The organism is Paenibacillus sp. MB22_1 (genome assembly GCF_047200555.1).
In the GTDB taxonomy this organism is placed as follows: Bacteria; Bacillota; Bacilli; order Paenibacillales; family Paenibacillaceae; genus Fontibacillus; species Fontibacillus phoenicis.
On sequence record NZ_JBLADV010000001.1, the window covers coordinates 537,753 to 554,131 of the forward strand.

At 52.8% G+C, this 16,379-nt stretch carries 14 protein-coding genes, 1 tRNA gene, 1 riboswitch and 1 other annotated feature; of the genes, 8 read left to right on the top strand and 7 right to left on the bottom strand.

Annotated features, from left to right (window positions below; all coding sequences use genetic code 11):
• Positions 1–69 precede the first annotated feature (69 nt).
• The 4 genes from thiH to ACL02P_RS02370 are packed head-to-tail and all read right to left on the bottom strand — an operon-like array spanning position 70 to position 2,827.
• Positions 70–1,185, bottom strand: a complete 1,116-nt coding sequence (thiH, locus tag ACL02P_RS02355; protein ID WP_009224158.1) for a 2-iminoacetate synthase ThiH — start codon at positions 1,183–1,185, stop codon at positions 70–72.
• Between the two features lie 3 nt (positions 1,186–1,188).
• Positions 1,189–1,968 (bottom strand): thiazole synthase, encoded by a 780-nt coding sequence (locus ACL02P_RS02360; protein WP_412836763.1) that lies wholly within the window; start codon positions 1,966–1,968, stop codon positions 1,189–1,191.
• 5 nt (positions 1,969–1,973) lie between these two features.
• Entirely contained in the window at positions 1,974–2,177 is a 204-nt protein-coding gene (thiS, locus tag ACL02P_RS02365; protein WP_412836764.1) for a sulfur carrier protein ThiS, read from the bottom strand.
• Between the two features lie 5 nt (positions 2,178–2,182).
• The gene (locus tag ACL02P_RS02370) at positions 2,183–2,827 is read right to left on the bottom strand and encodes a thiamine phosphate synthase (RefSeq protein WP_009224155.1); all 645 of its coding nucleotides are present in this window, start codon (positions 2,825–2,827) and stop codon (positions 2,183–2,185) included.
• A gap of 114 nt (positions 2,828–2,941) precedes the next feature.
• Positions 2,942–3,044: riboswitch (TPP riboswitch) on the bottom strand.
• Positions 3,045–3,259: 215 nt separating this feature from the next.
• Here ACL02P_RS02370 and ACL02P_RS02375 point away from each other — a divergent pair.
• On the top strand, positions 3,260–4,189 hold the full coding sequence (locus ACL02P_RS02375; RefSeq protein ID WP_412836765.1) for an FUSC family protein: 930 nt from the start codon (positions 3,260–3,262) through the stop codon (positions 4,187–4,189).
• 535 nt (positions 4,190–4,724) lie between these two features.
• On the opposite strand, the gene ACL02P_RS02380 is transcribed toward ACL02P_RS02375, so the two are convergent.
• Positions 4,725–4,910, bottom strand: coding sequence for a hypothetical protein (locus ACL02P_RS02380; RefSeq protein ID WP_009224153.1), 186 nt, complete (start codon positions 4,908–4,910; stop codon positions 4,725–4,727).
• 98 nt (positions 4,911–5,008) lie between these two features.
• Here ACL02P_RS02380 and ACL02P_RS02385 point away from each other — a divergent pair, with 98 nt between their 5' ends.
• Positions 5,009–5,407: a hypothetical protein gene (locus tag ACL02P_RS02385; protein WP_412836766.1), complete on the top strand. Its 399-nt coding sequence runs from the start codon at positions 5,009–5,011 to the stop codon at positions 5,405–5,407.
• 42 nt (positions 5,408–5,449) lie between these two features.
• Here the strand turns inward: ACL02P_RS02385 and ACL02P_RS02390 are convergent.
• Positions 5,450–5,523, bottom strand: a tRNA-Pro gene (locus ACL02P_RS02390).
• 164 nt (positions 5,524–5,687) lie between these two features.
• Positions 5,688–5,904 (top strand) — a binding site (T-box leader).
• A 109-nt stretch (positions 5,905–6,013) separates the two neighbouring features.
• Here ACL02P_RS02390 and leuS point away from each other — a divergent pair.
• The gene (gene leuS, locus ACL02P_RS02395; protein ID WP_412836767.1) at positions 6,014–8,455 is read left to right on the top strand and encodes a leucine--tRNA ligase; all 2,442 of its coding nucleotides are present in this window, start codon (positions 6,014–6,016) and stop codon (positions 8,453–8,455) included.
• Between the two features lie 31 nt (positions 8,456–8,486).
• Here the strand turns inward: leuS and comER are convergent, their stop codons facing one another.
• A complete protein-coding gene (gene comER / locus ACL02P_RS02400; RefSeq protein WP_412836768.1) occupies positions 8,487–9,422 on the bottom strand; it encodes a late competence protein ComER in 936 nt (311 codons plus the stop codon).
• Positions 9,423–9,614: 192 nt separating this feature from the next.
• On the opposite strand from comER, the gene ACL02P_RS02405 reads away from it, so the two are divergent.
• The 5 genes from ACL02P_RS02405 (at position 9,615) to ACL02P_RS02425 (ending at position 15,613) form a co-directional block, all read left to right on the top strand.
• Entirely contained in the window at positions 9,615–10,226 is a 612-nt protein-coding gene (locus ACL02P_RS02405; protein WP_412836769.1) for a ComEA family DNA-binding protein, read from the top strand.
• A 42-nt stretch (positions 10,227–10,268) separates the two neighbouring features.
• Positions 10,269–10,787 carry a deoxycytidylate deaminase gene (locus ACL02P_RS02410; RefSeq protein ID WP_412836770.1) on the top strand — a complete coding sequence of 173 codons (519 nt, stop codon included), beginning with the start codon at positions 10,269–10,271 and terminating at the stop codon, positions 10,785–10,787.
• Between the two features lie 96 nt (positions 10,788–10,883).
• Positions 10,884–13,682, top strand: a complete 2,799-nt coding sequence (locus tag ACL02P_RS02415) for a ComEC/Rec2 family competence protein (protein ID WP_412836771.1) — start codon at positions 10,884–10,886, stop codon at positions 13,680–13,682.
• Between the two features lie 171 nt (positions 13,683–13,853).
• A complete protein-coding gene (locus ACL02P_RS02420; RefSeq protein ID WP_009224146.1) occupies positions 13,854–14,402 on the top strand; it encodes an RNA polymerase sigma factor in 549 nt (182 codons plus the stop codon).
• Positions 14,399–15,613 carry an anti-sigma factor family protein gene (locus ACL02P_RS02425; protein WP_412836772.1) on the top strand — a complete coding sequence of 405 codons (1,215 nt, stop codon included), beginning with the start codon at positions 14,399–14,401 and terminating at the stop codon, positions 15,611–15,613. Before ACL02P_RS02420 ends, ACL02P_RS02425 begins: the two co-directional genes overlap by 4 nt.
• Positions 15,614–16,379: the final 766 nt, after the last annotated feature.

The following is a 16,379-nucleotide window of genomic DNA, read 5'->3' on the forward strand; positions in this document are numbered from 1 at the left end:
ATATAGATGAGAAGAAGAGCCGGACATTTCCCTGGATGCAGGGAAGGTCCGGCTCGATTGATGTTCGCCCTAGCTTTCAGTTGGGACTAAGATATCCCAGTCTTTAAACACAGGCTGCAGTCCGTTTTGATAGAGCATTTCCCGGATTTCGGCTACGCTACGCTCATCGGATATTTGAAACTGCGGGGTGCCTCCGCCTTGGGAATGGCCCCCAACTGCCGTGGATACGCCGGCCGACATCTTGGTAACGCCAAGGTGAACCAGCCTGTCGCGTAATCGGGCAGGCTCCCGGCTGGATAAGGTGATCCCGGCCCGCGGCAGAAAGAGACGGTAGGCGAGCGTCACCTGCACCAAAGCCCGATCGGTCACCTGGGCATCCGGTTCGTAATCTCCGAGAAAAGGGCGGAACCGCGGGATCGACAAGCTGATCTCACACCCCGGATACTTGGTTTGTAAATAATCCGCATGCATGGCTGCAAAAAAGGCTTCCTGTCTCCAATCGTACAAGCCAAGTAATGCACCGATATTAACGGACCGATAGCCTGCAGCACAGCCGCGCTCAGGGGCATCCAGCCGATTTCGATAATTGCGCTTGGGTCCTTTCAGATGGAGCTTGGTATACGTTTCCCGGTGGTAGACCTCTTGAAATACCGTCAGGCTGTCTACACCTACCGCGCCTAACTCCTGATATTCGGAGACGGACAGCGGGTTGACCTCAATGCCTATGGAGGAAAAATACTTGCGCAGCACCTTCACGCAATCCTTTAAGTATTCGACCGGGGAATCTTTGCGGGATTCACCGGTTAACAGCAGGATATGACGGATGCCGGTAGCGGCAATCGCCGCGGCTTCCCGTTCGACCTCTTGCATATCTAATTTTTTTCGCGGAAAGTCATAGATCGAGCTAAAGCTGCAATACTCACAGTGGTTTACGCAATAATCGGACACATACATCGGGGTAAACAACTGGATCACGTTTCCGAACTGGCTTTGGGTGATCCGCTGAGCCCGTTGGGCCATCTCCTCCAAATGTCTATCGGCCGCCGGTGACAGCAAGGCTAACAGATCCTCCCCATCAAGCTTAGGCTTGCTAAGCGCCCGCCGTACATCTGCATCGCTGTAACCTTGCAGCCGCTGTGGAAAGGGGAAGCCTTCCCAGGATTGGATTTTGTCATAAAAGCTCATCACTTAGGCCCCCACTTCATCCAGAAACCCGGTCAGCGGGGAGGAGGCCACGGCGTTTTGCTCCACCGGCCCTAGTCCGGCCAAATGAGCTAGTCTGCCGGCCACTACGGCTGCGCGGAACGCTTCGGCCATCCCCAGCGGATCGCGGGCGGTCGCAATCGCTGTGTTCAAGAGGACCGCCGCCGCTCCCATTTCCATCGCTTCTGCCGCCTCAGACGGCTTACCGATGCCGGCGTCAACGATCACCGGCAGGCCTGCTTCCTCGATCAGGATCTGAATCAGTTCCTTCGTCCGCAGACCGCGGTTACTGCCAATCGGTGAACCGAGCGGCATGACGGCAGCGGCTCCTGCATCCCTTAGCCGGAGAGCAGCCGACAAATCCGGGCTCATATAAGGAAGGACAACGAACCCTTCCGCGGCCAATATCTCGGTTGCTTTAATGGTTTCCACGTTGTCTGGCAGCAAATAACGTTGATCCTGGATGACCTCCAGTTTGATCCAATTGCCCATATCCGCCGCCCTAGCCAATCTGGCGATGCGGATCGCCTCTTCCGCGTTACGGGCGCCGGAGGTGTTCGGCAGCAGCGTCATATGCGAAGGGATATGATGCAGCAGATTTTCCTCTTCCCAATCGGGATTCACTCTTCTTAAAGCGACGGTGATGACCTCTGCTCCTGAACGCTCGATCACTTCGGGAATTAAGGTGTTGCGGTTATATTTGCCGGTACCGATAAATAAACGGCTGGACAAAGCCTTGCCGCCAATATGGAATAAGTCCTGCATGCTGATCAGCCTCCCCCTACAAAATGGACTAGCTCAATGCGATCTCCATCAGATAACTGGATAACGGCATAGTCTTCCTTTCGCACAACCGTACCGTTTAGTTCAACCAACAGCTTCCGGTCCCTCCATGGGGGGTCCGCTAATAAATCGGCCAGTGTGACACAGCTTTCGTTTAACGTCGTCTCCTTCCCATTCAGACGAACCTGCACGTGGTTCACCTCCTTTCCAGCCAAGCTGCTTGCATCGCCTTGCGGTAAGCTTGGGCTTCTTCTGCCGGGTCCGGTGCATGAAACAACCTTGTCATGACGGCAATCCCTTGAGCGCCGCAGCGGATGATCTCTCCCGCTTGATCCGGTCGGATGCCTCCAATGGCGATCATCGGAACCGGGCAAGCCTTCGCCGTAGCAGTTAATGCCGCCAGCCCTCTGCCGGGAAGTCCGGGTTTGCTGGAGGTATCGTACACATGTCCGAACAGGCAATAATCCGCTCCATCTACGGCGGCCTGCACCGTTTCTTCCACCGAATGAACCGACCTGCCCAAGCGCATCCCGCTGGCTAACGGACGAGCGGAGTCCACCGGAAGACTATGGCCGGCTAAGTGGACATTCACTGCCCGCGCGGCCAAGGCCACGTCCAGCCGATCGTTCACGACAATTTTGTTCAGCGGAATGCCTGATTCGAACATTTGTTGAATGATCTCCAGCTGACCTTTCGCGGTGAGCTGCTTATCCCGCACATGAATGTAATCCAAGTAGGGAAGGGCCTTGAGGGATACCCTGAGCAGTTCGGATACGTGGATGGGAGAGATGGAGATCAGATGCAGTTCGGGTGCGGTTAGCGTTAATTTTTGGCTCGTCATATTCATCCCCTCTCAGGTTAGAAATCCAATGCAAAAAAGCCCCCTCCGTAAGGAGGGGGCTAAGTTCAGCAACAGAATGTATAAGCCTAAATAGACCTATTTTCCGGTTCATGTATGCTTTACTCTCCACTTCCCTACGCAGGTCTTAACCCGTTCAGGTTCAAAGGGTCCGAATCTTTCGATTCATCTCAGCCTTGCGGCTCCCCTAGTGTCGATCGATTTAGAATTGTCATGTTTACTATACACGGGGATCCAGATAATTACAACCGTTGAATTGGATTGGTGTTAAGCTGCCTGCTTTAAGCCGTTTCCAAGAAATTTTCATGAAAATGTCACGATTTATCGCAAAAATAGCCGTTTTGTGATGTTTAATTAAATTGAAGCGAATTAAAAACATCCTCTATAATACGGTCGGAGCTTGATTGGGGAGTGATGAGATTGAAATGGACGATTGGTTTACGCAATCTCAAGACAGGGCTAGCCATCTGTTTGTGTGTGATCGTTGCAGCGTTATTGCGCTTGGAGTATCCTTTTTACGCCGCGATCGCAACGATCATTTCCATGGAAAATTCGGTCACCAACTCATTTACGGCCGGGAAACATCGGACGATGGGGACGTTTGTTGGGGCGATCGTGGGTGCAGGTTTCGCCATGATTGAGCCTGGGAACGCGGTGTATTGCGCGTTAGGCGTCATCGTCGTAATCTATGTCTGCAATTTGCTGAAATGGAATAAGTCAATATCCATCGGGTGTATCGTTTTTTTAGCTATCATGTTGAATCTTCAGCCGGGTGAAAGTCCGATTTTTTATGGGATTAACCGGATCACAGACACATTGGTTGGTATTGCTGTTGCTGTGATCGTCAATTTGGTCGTCTTCCCCCCTAAACATGAGGCCGATTTGGAAAAGGCGCGGAAAGCCGTCGCTAAGCGGATGGCCGATTTATTCGGGCAGATCACGACGTGCCGGGAAGTCGTCGATTTGGAGAGTTTTCGTGCGGAGCTAGGTTGCCTGGAGAAATATTATCAGCTTTGCAAAGAGGAATTCCATCTGACTCGAGATCTCAGCGAATCGATGGAGCACATCGGCAAAGAAATTGAATCCTATCGCCATATCTATGAGCATTTGGTGATTTTGCAGCAGCTGCTTGCCGAGCATCGACTGTTGCTGGTCGAGGCCGATCATGAACGGAGCGACTCAGCAGAGGTAGGAAACCGTAGTGAAGAGCAGCAGTACAAGATCGAAACCGTCTATGAGTACCACGCGGATTGGATATACGCTGAGCTGCAGAAGCTGGGATTACCGCTTCCGATTAAGGAGCGGGGTCGTTTCCAGACGAAAGCGGAGCTTAAAATATCGTAACGTGGGTATGGTGCCTACGATTTTCTAACGAACAGGTAGAAAGGGGATGTCCCAAGAGCCGTTAAAGGCTTCTGGGGCATCCCTGCTTTTTTAAGCAAAATAGTGTCCTGATGGCACCAAGAAAACCGAAATGGGCATCAGCCTCTTCCGGTGTGATGCTGACCACAGGCACGTTTAATTGCCGCCCGATGACAGCAGCGATTTCGCGAAGCTGAATGCCTTCGTCGCCGGCACCAAGCAACCGTGAACCCGCTGGGGCGGACTCTACATCCGCTAGTATGAAAAAGAAGGGTTGCTGGATGAGATTGATGAAAATCAAAGGCTTTTAGTGGATCAGAGCCCTCTTCCAGCCATAGCTCATATACCAAGAGATTCGCGGGAAAAAGATATTTAGTAAAGCAAGAAGGACAAATAAAAATAAAAAGACTCCCATTACTAACCAACTCCTTAAAAAACAATACGTTAAGTATCGGAAATTGTTTCAAGGATTGTTTTTATACAGTAAAAAAGGAGTGTACTAGCAGTTTTTGGCCTGTTAGAATCTAAAGGAGAAGAAAAGAAGGAGTCCTACGATGATGACGAGAGTGGTCCAAAAGCCGCCTTTTGCTAAAGCGTCCCAATCTCCGATTTCAGCACGATTCATCGAATCCGCAAAATTGATGAAAGGCTTACGTTGATACTCTTTAAACTTTTCTTTCTCTTGTTTCTCCCACATATTCACTGTAATCCCTCCCTATGGGTTACCCTTTAACATTAGTATACTTGGAACCGCGTTGAAGAGCATTCATTTTTTTAAATTGAGTTTAGGAGCCGATCTCTATGAACAAACTCCCCCCAAATAAATCAACGAAGTCTTCTCTTCAAGAAGTTGAGAATTTCCTTATTCAAACCTACTCAGCCAAGAAGATCCCCGTTTCGAACTTTGAGGAACTTAGAAACGACGCTCAGGTTAAATTTGATCGGATTGTGGCTTGCTTTGAAGTGGATCATCCGGAAGTTCTTAAGAGCATCTTTAATGAAGATGAGAAAAAAATGCACGAAGACTGCATTCATGAGCATAGGAATACGTCATTTGCTACTCCATGGCAGAAGATAAATGCGGGGAAGCTCCTTAGGATCGTATTAGAAAGCAAGGACGGGGTCAGTATTAGTAACTTCACCGTTCAGGGGTTGTGCATGAGGTTGGTTAATGATCTTTCAGCCTTAAAAACGCAATAAAAAAATCGCGGCCATAAGACCGCGATATTGGTGTCATAAGAATCGAGACGACAGGATTTGAACCTGCGACCTCTTGCTCCCGAAGCAAGCGCTCTACCAAGCTGAGCCACGTCTCGTCAGCAATATTAATAATTTGGGGGAAACATTAATACATTATACACTTTTAGACGAAACTGTAAAGGGGGTAACGGATGAAAAAATTTTGAACGCAAGGAATAGGAACCAACGTTGACGATATGTGGTATTATTTTATATAATAATTGATAATCCAATTCTATAGTGTGGAACTTTGAAGAGGAATAGTAATTTGGATTCCGCCATCCAGAGAGCCGGCGTTTGGTGCAAGCCGGTTGGGGAATGCAGATGAACTCGCCTTGGAGTTATGATGCGCAAATCATCATCGTCTTGCCCGCGTTAAGGGTGCAAAGGGAGCTAGGACAAAGCATGTCCGACGCTAACTAGGGTGGTACCACGGGAAATCTCCTCTCGTCCCTAGCGATCATAACGCTACGGGTCGGGAGGTTTTTAATTTTAGGGAGTTCAATCAGTCGGTTATTGACTTTGATCCCGCATATCAAATTGTTGTTTCAAGGAGGATTTTGAATTATGGCGGACTATAACGTGCCCCATGACGTTTACCGTCCCCAGGCCATCGAACCGAAATGGCAGGCCTACTGGGATGAGCATCACACTTTCAAAACACGGGAAGAGTCGGGGAAACCGAAGTTTTATGCCCTTGACATGTTCCCTTATCCATCGGGAGCAGGCCTCCATGTAGGCCATCCGGAAGGCTATACGGCCACGGATATCGTCTCCCGCTTTAAACGGATGCGCGGATATAACGTTCTGCATCCGATGGGCTGGGATGCTTTCGGGCTGCCGGCGGAGCAGCATGCGCTCGATACGGGCGAACATCCGCGTGATATCACGGTGAAGAACATCAACAATTTCCGGCGCCAAATCAAGTCACTGGGCTTCTCCTACGATTGGGACCGCGAGATCAGTACGACGGATCCGAATTATTATAAATGGACGCAGTGGATTTTTATCCAGCTGTATAAAAAAGGTCTGGCCTATGTGGCCGAAGTTCCGGTGAACTGGTGCCCGGCATTGGGAACGGTGCTGGCGAACGAAGAGGTCATTGATGGCAAGAGCGAACGCGGCGGCCATCCGGTCATCCGCAAGCCGATGCGCCAATGGGTGCTGAAAATTACCGAATATGCCGAACGACTGCTGGAAGACCTGGAGGAGCTGGACTGGTCGGAAAGCATCAAGGATATGCAGCGCAACTGGATTGGGAAATCCGAAGGCGCCGAGGTCGTCTTCGAGATTGATGGACATGACGCATCTCTGACGGTCTTTACCACACGCCCGGATACGCTGTTTGGGGCTACTTATGCCGTGCTTGCGCCAGAACATGAACTGGTCAAGAAAATCACGACCGATGCTCAACGCGAAGCGGTTGAAGCTTACCAAGACCAAGCTGCGCGGAAGAGCGATCTGGAACGTACCGACCTTGCTAAGGAGAAAACCGGGGTGTTCACCGGTGCATACGCGATCAATCCGGTCAATGGCGAGAAGCTGCCGATCTGGATTGCCGACTACGTGCTGGCGGGTTACGGAACCGGTGCGATCATGGCCGTACCGGGGCATGATGAGCGCGACTATGAATTCGCCAAACAGTATGATCTGCCGATCATCGAGGTGGTCGAAGGCGGCGATCTGTCGAAAGAGGCTTACACGGGCGACGGAGCCCATGTGAACTCCGGCTTCCTGAACGGTCTGGGCAAAGAGGAAGCAATCAAGAAAATGATCTCCTGGCTGGAGGAAAACGGCAAAGGCCGCGGCAAAGTGACTTACCGCCTGCGCGACTGGCTGTTCAGCCGTCAGCGGTATTGGGGTGAGCCGATCCCGATTCTGCATCTGGAAGACGGCACGATGAAGCCGGTACCGGAAGATCAGCTGCCGCTGGTTCTGCCGGATGTGGATGCCATCAAACCGTCGGGTACCGGGGAATCGCCGCTGGCGAACGTGACCGAATGGGTGAACACGGTAGATCCGGAAACGGGGCTGCCAGCTCGCCGCGAAACGAATACGATGCCGCAATGGGCCGGAAGCTGCTGGTATTATCTGCGTTATATCGACCCGCACAACGACAAGGAGCTGTGCTCGAAGGAGAAGCAGCAGGAATGGCTGCCGGTTGACCTGTACATCGGTGGGGCTGAGCATGCAGTGCTTCACCTGCTCTACGCCCGCTTCTGGCATAAGGTGCTGTATGATCTCGGAGTGGTTACGACCAAAGAGCCGTTCCAAAAACTGGTAAACCAAGGGATGATCCTTGGCACCAACAATGAGAAGATGAGTAAATCCCGCGGCAACGTTATCAATCCGGACGAAATCGTTAACCAATACGGGGCGGATACGTTGCGCGTTTATGAAATGTTCATGGGACCGTTGGAAGCAACGAAGCCATGGAATGAAAGCGGCGTGGAGGGCATTCACCGCTTCCTGTCCCGCGTATGGCGTCTGTTCATTGCTGAAGATGGCAGCCTGAATCCGAAAATTACAGCGGACGGCGGCAGCGACGAATTTAAACGCACTTGGCACAAGACGATTAAGAAAGTGACGGAGGATTTTGAAAACCTGCGCTTTAACACCGCGATCAGCCAGTTGATGATTTTCGTTAACGAGGCTTACAAAACGGATGCTGTGCCGAAAGCGGCAGCGGAAAACTTCGTGCAGATGCTGTCCCCGCTGGCACCGCATTTGGCGGAAGAGCTGTGGGAACGCCTTGGCCATACCGATACGATTACGTATGAACCATGGCCAACGTACGATGAGGCTTGGACAGTAGAATCCGAAGTTGAAATCGTCGTGCAAGTGAACGGAAAAATCGTAGAACGCACGAAAATTTCCAAAGACCTGGATCAAGCAGCTATGCAAGAACATAGCTTAAGCCTGCCGAACGTTCAGCAGGCTGTGGCTGGGAAGACGATTCGCAAAGTGATTGCGGTGCCAGGCAAGCTGGTGAATATCGTCGTCGGATAAGCCGCTTCCCTTCGTGAGGGCGTAGGTTTGTTCAGGAAATGGAGGCGGCCCCCGATCCGTCCGGCGGTTTGACGCCGGCAAAGGGGGCTTCCCTTTCCGGACATGACGGAGCATGATCCGAAGACGACGGCAGGGCATCCGGAATGGCCGGATGAAACAGCGCATGCAGCTTGTTGATATCGTCGTCGTATTTGCGATGAGTCGTATTGATCAGGCGGGCAAAAACTTCGCGCAGGCTGGAATCCAGCACAGCGATGCCTTCAGCGGTCACTCCTCCGGGGACCGCAACCCGTTCGATCAGTTGCTCGGGGTTCAGGCCGCCTTCGGTCAGCAGCTTGCCGGTGCCTAGCAGCATTTCCGAGCCGAGCGCAATCGCCTCCGCATAACCGATTCCGGTTAATTCAGCGGCAGACTCGGCCCAAAGCTGCAGCATATGAGCAACGAAAGCCGGCCCGCAGCTGGATAAATCGGAAGCGATTCGAGTTTCGCTCTCTTTGAGAGTGATTGGCGTACTGATTGAGGACATCAGCTGCTCCAGGAGCAGACGGTCTTCGGGGCGAATCCGCCCGCCGTAGATGCAGAGCGAAGCGCCGCTGTGAACGGAATGCGTGATGCTGGGAATGATTTTGGCGATTTTTGAGGGAATGGCAGCTTCTAAGGTTTCAATTTGAACGGGGCTCGTGATCGACACGACGATCTGTTTCTCATCGAGCACGTCCCGGATTTCCGCGATGACATCGGGGTAATCCAGGGGTTTGATGCACAAGAAGACGATTTTGCTTCCCTGGGCGGCTTCGGCATTGCTGCTGTACGCCCGCAGTCCGGGATGGCGCTGGGCCAGCCGTTTCGCTTTCGAGGGAGAGCGGTTGCTGGCACAAATATTTTGCGGGAGCAGCGCGCCGGAACGCAAAAACGCGTCAATGAGCAGGCTTCCCATGGCTCCGGTTCCGATGAAGGCGACTTTCATCCGGCTTCCCCTTTCCGTGCTTCGCGCACTGTATTGGTAAAACGTTAAAGTGATTGCACTCGTTCACTTGTTGTGGTATTGAGGCGGTTAGTCTTACGTTATTGCGATCCTACTTTTGCCGTTTCTACTTCACTTGTATAGATTGTATGCAGCTTGATTGGATCTTCATGACTATTGGCAGATTCTTTTAAGATGTTGAAAGAGGAGTGGAGTTACGATATGCGGAGGGAACTCGTATTGACGGCCATCGTTTCGGCTGCGATTGGCGCCGGATTGATGCTGCTGGCTACGGGCAGCCGCCCACCTGCAGGCATCGAAGGCTGGACGCCGATCAATGCCGAGGTTAAGGCCGCACTGGCCACAGAAGGCTCGGCTGCGGATCCAGGCGGCGATAAGGCCTCTAAGCCCGCAGAAACTGCGTCAGCGGTGGACAAGCCTGGCGAAGAGGTGACTGGGAACGGCGCAGCCGGGAAAACAGAGCCAGGCGGCGGTTCAGGAGAGACGGTAACGAACGCGGATGCAGCAGGTCAGAACGCAGGGCCTAGTGCCGGGGCCGAATCGAACAGCGGAGTCGCAGCCTTTAAGGAAGAAGCCGGGAAATCAACGGATACGGGAAAGATCAGCATTAATCGCGCCGGATTGGCCGAGCTGCAGGAAATCCCCGGGATCGGCGAGAAGAAAGCCCAAGCTATCCTTGATTACCGGAATGCGCACGGCCCTTTTACCTCCATTGAAGAGTTGACTCAGGTGAAAGGCATCGGAGACAAAATGCTGGAGAAAATGAAGCCTTATATCGGGCTGTAAGGCTTGTGATCGAAAGATGACTTGCGAGGGTGATGATGGAATATGAATCCGGACAAACGCAAAGATTGGGATACGTATTTTATGGATATCGCTTATATGGTATCGACGCGGTCGCGGTGTAACCGACGTCATGTCGGCGCTGTGCTCGTTCAGGGCAAGAAGTTGCTGGGTACGGCATATAACGGAGCCCCTTCCGGCGTTCCGGACTGCTCGGAGGCCGGCTGTATGATTGCGAAAGAATACGAGCTGGTGGTGGAGGACGGACAGGAGAAAATGGTGAAGAAGCAGCGCTGCGTCCGCACCATTCATGCCGAGCAGAATCTGCTGTTGTTCACCGACCGGATCGACCGGGAAGGTTCCAGTGTTTACGTCACGGACGAGCCATGCTGGACTTGTGCCAATATGCTGGCCAACAGCGGCATTACGGAGATCGTGTTCCATCGGCCCTATCCGAAGGATACCGGCAAAGTGACGGCCATGATGGCGCAAAAAGGCATCACCTTCCGCCGTCTGGAAGGCTATCAACCGCCGCAGGAAACGATTGCGCACGTGGAAGAATAACTGAAATCTTACGATTCATCATCGAATGCGGAAGCACCCCATTCGCCTTAGGGCGGGTGGGGTGTTTTTGTTTAGGTCGACCAGGGGGGGATGTCCATGAACCGGAGGCCGTTAATCGCGATCGCCTGCGGTTGGATGGCTGGCAGCGGCTTGGCGGCAGCTTATGCCGGCTGGCGTTTTTGGCTGTTTGGGCTGGGATTATCGTTGGTATGTACGGCTATCGCCATCATTTGGCGTCAGTCGTGGCGGAGTCTCGCCTTGGCAGGGCTGGCTTTTTTGCTTGGAGGCGGCTATTGGCTGTATAACGAAGCGGGAAATGTGAGCCGGATCGGGCCGATGGTGGCTGGTGTGAATGTAGAAAAAGAAGCGAGAACGGGTACACGCCCTATAAAGGAGGGGGCGCAGCCACTTGACGGTCAACCCGTCCGTCTGGAGGGAACGATCGTGTCCACGCTAAGGGTTGACGGGGATCGGGCTGATTTTACGCTGAAGGCCGACCGCCTATCGCTAAAGTCTCCAGAGGGGAAAGCATCGGTGATGCAGGAGATTCCCCGAGGAGAAAAGGTAGCCGTCCAGCTGCGGCTGGCGTCGCAAAGCGAACAGCGTACGGCGGCCACCTGGCGTCGCGGGCTTCGGATTACGCTAAACGGAACGTTGGAGTCACCGCAGCCTGCCCGCAATTTTGGCGCGTTTGATTACCGCCGGTATTTACATTTGCAGCGGATCCATTGGCTGGTCAAAGCATCGGGTGTATCGTCCCTGAAGGCGGGACAGCCGACCCGAGGCGTCGCCGCAGCCTTGGGATATATCGATGCGCTGCGCGAACGTCTTGGTGAGCGTATTGAGGGGTTGTTTCCGGGCTGGCAAGCCGGTTATATGAAGGGGCTGCTGATTGGGCTGCAGGATGAGCTGGAGCCGGACAAATATGCGGAGTTTACACAGCTGGGACTTACGCATATCCTGGCCATCTCCGGCAGCCATGTCGCGATTAACGTGGCGCTTGTGTTCGGATTACTTCGCCTGTGCCGGGTGACGCGGGAGACGGCAATCACGGTTGCAATGATGTTCGTTCCGGGATACATGCTGCTTACCGGTTTCTCCCCATCGGTCATCCGGTCCGGGCTGATGACGATGCTGGGGCTGTATTTGCTAAGGCGCGGGCTGCTAAAAGACAGCCTGAATGTATTGGCCGCCGTTGCGATGCTGATGTTGATCTGGGAGCCGTATTATTTGCTGAACGTGAGCTTTCAGCTCTCGTTCGCTGTGACGGCGGGGCTGATCGTGTTCGTCCCGCGCTTAACTCCGTACCTGAGATGGCTGCCTGGTAAGATCGGGAATGCGGTGGCGATCACGTTGGCGGCGCAGCTGGTATCTTTTCCGCTGACCATTTTCTATTTTAATCAGTTCTCTTTCCTATCGATTCCGGCCAATTTGCTGCTGGTTCCGTTGATTGGTACCTTAGCGCTTCCCCTAGGAACAGGGGCGTTGCTGTTAAGTTTGTTGTCGATCAAGCTGGGCTCATGGGCAGCTCTGCCGGTACGTTGGCTGAACGAGGCAACGTTTGCAGCAACAAACTGGCTAAGTGCGCGCAGCGGCTTTATGACCTATTGGAAATCGCCATCGCTGCTTTGGATCGCGGCTTTTTATGCCGGGTGCTATCTGCTGGTGTATTGGGGACAACGCCGTGAGCGCTTTGCCGCCGAGGCCTTAGCTGTCAGTGGGCAGGATGACGAAACCGTTCCTCTGAATCCAGCTAAACGAGAGGCAGCTTTCGCTCATCTCAGCTGGAGTGAGTGGCCTCAGGACGTGCCTGGATTCCGGGCTCGGCTAGGGTTTCTTGGGAGATTGACAGCTGTTAGAACCGCCTGGGCCCAACAGGGTCACGGATTGGGGCCGATCGCAGACGCGCTTAGCCGATGGGTATGGACGAAACGAATGGATCTTCTGCGTTTGGGCGTAGCCATGGGCCTAGGGCTGCTGCTGATCACTGGATATCAACCGGCATACAGCCAAGGGACCGGCTATATCGAGTTCATCGATGTCGGCCAAGGTGATTGTGCCCTGATCACAACGCCATCTGGCAAGCATATTTTGGTGGACGGCGGCGGGACGGTATCGTTTCGCAAAGCGAAGGATGCGTGGCGGGAGCGGCGTGAACCTTTCGAGGTCGGGGCCAAAACGGTGGTTCCGCTGCTCAAGAAGCGCGGGATCCACCGCTTGGATGCGGTTATTTTAACGCACGGGGACCAGGATCATATCGGCGGACTGCAGGCGGTGCTTGATTCCATTCCCGTGGAGGCGCTGTTGATCAATGGCAGCCTGGCCGAGTCCAAGACGATGACGAGCTTGATGGAAACGGCGCTGACCCAGCGTATTCCGGTGTACGCGGCAAGCCGCGGCATGAAGCTGCAACCGGATGACGCCACCCGCTTGGAGGTGCTTTATCCCTTGATGCCTGAGGAGGCGCTTAACCCAATCCCCTTCGTGAAAGAACAAAATCACCGCTCGATCGTCTTTCGTTTAGATATGAATGGAGCTTCCTTTTTATTTACAGGTGATATGGATGAGGCGGCGGAGAAGGAGGTACTTGGGCTTGAAACGCTGACCGCTTTGCGAACGACAACGCCGAATCCCTCTTCGATCGATGTCATGAAAGTCGCCCACCACGGCAGCAAAACCTCTACCTCTGCAGCTTGGCTAGAATATTGGCAACCGGAGGCGGCACTTATCTCGGTTGGCGCTTCAAACCTGTATGGCCACCCGCATCCTACGGTCATTGATCGGTTGAACGCTCAACAGATTCGAATCTATCGAACCGACAACCAAGGCGAGGTCCAAATGAGAGTTCGAGAGGGAAGAATCGAGGTTAGATATAAGCTGCTTCCAATCCCATAGAATCAGGCCTTTTCGCTGTTTGTAAGGATGACGGGGCCTTTTTTTTCTGGTATCCTTAGGTCAGATTGCTTAGAGGGTGGACTTCTAAAATATTTTTTAAAAATAGTAACAACATTGCAACATCTTGTCGGACATTAGCGTCTGTAAGGATGCAAGGAAGGGGGAGCCTTAGTGGTAGAGCAGGGACTCATCAGAGCCGCTCAAACGGGCGATCGCGACGCTCTAATCACCCTATTGCGAGAAATTGAAAGCCATGTGTACCGGACGGCCTATTATATTTTAAACAATGAACAGGATGCACATGATGCTGCTCAGGAAGCGCTCATTCGCATTTATACGAAAATCGGTTCCTATGAAGAAAAAGCGCAGTTCAAAACCTGGGTTCAGCGGATTGTGACCAACATCTGTATCGACAAATTTCGCAGAAATAAGCCAACCGTATCGATCGAAGAGCACGAAATGGTGTTTCAGGGGAATGATAGCGTAGAACGGGAAGTGATGTCGGGCTACTTGGCCGAGGACATCCGAAGCGCGATAGAACAATTGCCGGATCACCATCGGTCGGTGGTTGTGCTGAGGTATTTGCAAGATTTTTCGTATAACGAAATTGCTGACAGCTTGAATTTGCCGCTGAATACGGTGAAATCCTATTTATTTAGGGCAAGGCAACAGCTGCAACACTTACTCCAAGATTATCAGAAAGGTGGTGTATCAGGATGAAGTGCCCAGAGGCGGTGGAATGGATGCATCGTTATCTAGACCATGACTTAAATGAAGAGGAGACCTCTCTTCTCTTTGAGCATATGCGCAGTTGTGAAGAGTGCGCCGAAACGTTTGCGCTGCTTCGCAAGCTGTCTGCGCAATTGGAGGAGCTGCCGAAGGTAGTTCCGAACTATAGCCTCGTGGACGCGATCCTTCCGCAGTTGGATGAGATCGACCGGGCCCGCCGTGAAGGCGGCAGTGCTGCGGAGGAAATCGTGCTGCCGATGACAGCGGTGAAACGCGATGCGGATGCCGGTCAAGGTGGCATGCTGCCGAGCCGACGCAGTCTTCGTCGTCCTGATGCGGGAGCAGGAATGCGTCGGAGCCGGATTTACCGGTATGGGGCGCTTGGTGTGGCGGCGGTATTGATATTGGGCGTATTCATTTATCAATACGAACCGCGCACTGTATCCGATGCCGAGATCGCCATGGACACCGCGTTGGAATTGGCGAATGAGCAATCCTCGGCAGCCAACTCGGCGGACGATGCCGCGGGCAACGCTCGGCTGTTCAGTGACGACACCAATACCGGTGAGCCTGAGACCGGAGATTTGGACACTCCAGTGTCCAAAGATGTGGTTCCTCCGACTGAAGACTCGAATACCGGAGGCGCCCAAGATCGAATTGCTCCCGGGAATACACCGGATACCGGTTCTCCAGCGGTGACGCCGGGCAACCCCGGTGCAGGCGACAAAGCTCCAAGCGAGCCAAATCAAGGGAAGAACCATTCGTCCGGCAGCCCTTCGGTTCCAAATGGCGGCAGTGACAAGGCTCCTGTGCAGGAGCCAACATCACCAGAAGCGGGAAATTCGGACCCTGCGGGCGATACGCAAGCTCCGGACAATCTGGAATATCCGATCGCAGATCAGCAAATGCTCATCGATGATCTCAGAGAGAAGTTTGGCATCGCGAGCTTTAATATCTGGACTTCTCCAGATGGCGCATTTGAAGCCGAGTTCAAGGACGGACACCTGTATGTATATCGTCTCGAAGCCGAGGAACGGAAACTGGTGGCTGATCAGGTGATCGATGGGAATTGGGTTGACGGGTCGTGGTCGGAAGCAGGCCATGTATTTACGTACGAGACAGAAATCGAGGGAACCCCTGCGGTTCATACCATCGATGCCGAGAAGGCGGCCACGGATGCTGCAAAAGGAACACAACCCTAAAATAAGTGCAAAAGACGGACGAATTTGGGCGGTTTTTTGAACATGCGGCAGTCACCTTTTCAGGAGATATGGAATAGGTTATATATATAGTAGAGATAACGGATTAAACCCCTGATCGTCGTATGACCGCTGGCGGGAGAGTTTCTAGAGCTCTTTAGCCCGCGTTTATATAGATGTTCCGGGACAGAGGGATCTTTCGCCAAGAGGCAGAGGTCCCTCTGTTGCATTATAAGCGGTTGTTTAAAAAGTCATCTTGGGATCACGAAGTGTCTCAGGGAAGTGTTCTCGACGTCGAATCTTGAATTCAGCCGGGCCTTCCGTTGCTCACGTAGCCTCCGGCTACGCTCCGCTACTCAGTCCCTAAGCTTCATCCAACCTTCTCGGTGCTCCCAACCTGACTTTTTAAACCTTCATTGGAAGAGGTTGTTTAAAAAATCATCTTGGGATCACGAAGTGTCTCGGGGAAGTGTTCTCGACGTCGAATCTTGAATTCAGCCGGGCCTTCCGTTGCTCACGTAGCCTCCGGCTACGCTCCGCTACTCAGTCCCTAAGCTTCATCCAACCTTCTCGGTGCTCCCAACCTGACTTTTTAAACCTTCATTGGAAGAGGTAGTTTAAAAAGTCATCTTGGGATCACGAAGTGTCTCAGGGAAGTGTTCTCGACGTCGAATCTTGAATTCAGCCGGGCCTTGCGAGCTCGGTTCCTGGTATCCCCGCAGGCTAACGGACTCTAGAGCCGCTATTTTCACATATCGTAGGCTTACCG

Coding starts and splice junctions, on each gene's coding strand:
- ACL02P_RS02360 (WP_412836763.1), bottom strand. CDS start 1,968: ATGCAGGACTTATTCCATATTGGCGGCAAGGCTTTGTCCAGCCGTTTA.
- thiH (WP_009224158.1), bottom strand. CDS start 1,185: ATGAGCTTTTATGACAAAATCCAATCCTGGGAAGGCTTCCCCTTTCCA.
- ACL02P_RS02415 (WP_412836771.1), top strand. CDS start 10,884: ATGAACCGGAGGCCGTTAATCGCGATCGCCTGCGGTTGGATGGCTGGC.
- ACL02P_RS02410 (WP_412836770.1), top strand. CDS start 10,269: ATGAATCCGGACAAACGCAAAGATTGGGATACGTATTTTATGGATATC.
- ACL02P_RS02375 (WP_412836765.1), top strand. CDS start 3,260: ATGAGATTGAAATGGACGATTGGTTTACGCAATCTCAAGACAGGGCTA.
- comER (WP_412836768.1), bottom strand. CDS start 9,422: ATGAAAGTCGCCTTCATCGGAACCGGAGCCATGGGAAGCCTGCTCATT.
- ACL02P_RS02370 (WP_009224155.1), bottom strand. CDS start 2,827: ATGACGAGCCAAAAATTAACGCTAACCGCACCCGAACTGCATCTGATC.
- leuS (WP_412836767.1), top strand. CDS start 6,014: ATGGCGGACTATAACGTGCCCCATGACGTTTACCGTCCCCAGGCCATC.
- ACL02P_RS02425 (WP_412836772.1), top strand. CDS start 14,399: ATGAAGTGCCCAGAGGCGGTGGAATGGATGCATCGTTATCTAGACCAT.
- ACL02P_RS02405 (WP_412836769.1), top strand. CDS start 9,615: ATGTTGAAAGAGGAGTGGAGTTACGATATGCGGAGGGAACTCGTATTG.
- ACL02P_RS02385 (WP_412836766.1), top strand. CDS start 5,009: ATGAACAAACTCCCCCCAAATAAATCAACGAAGTCTTCTCTTCAAGAA.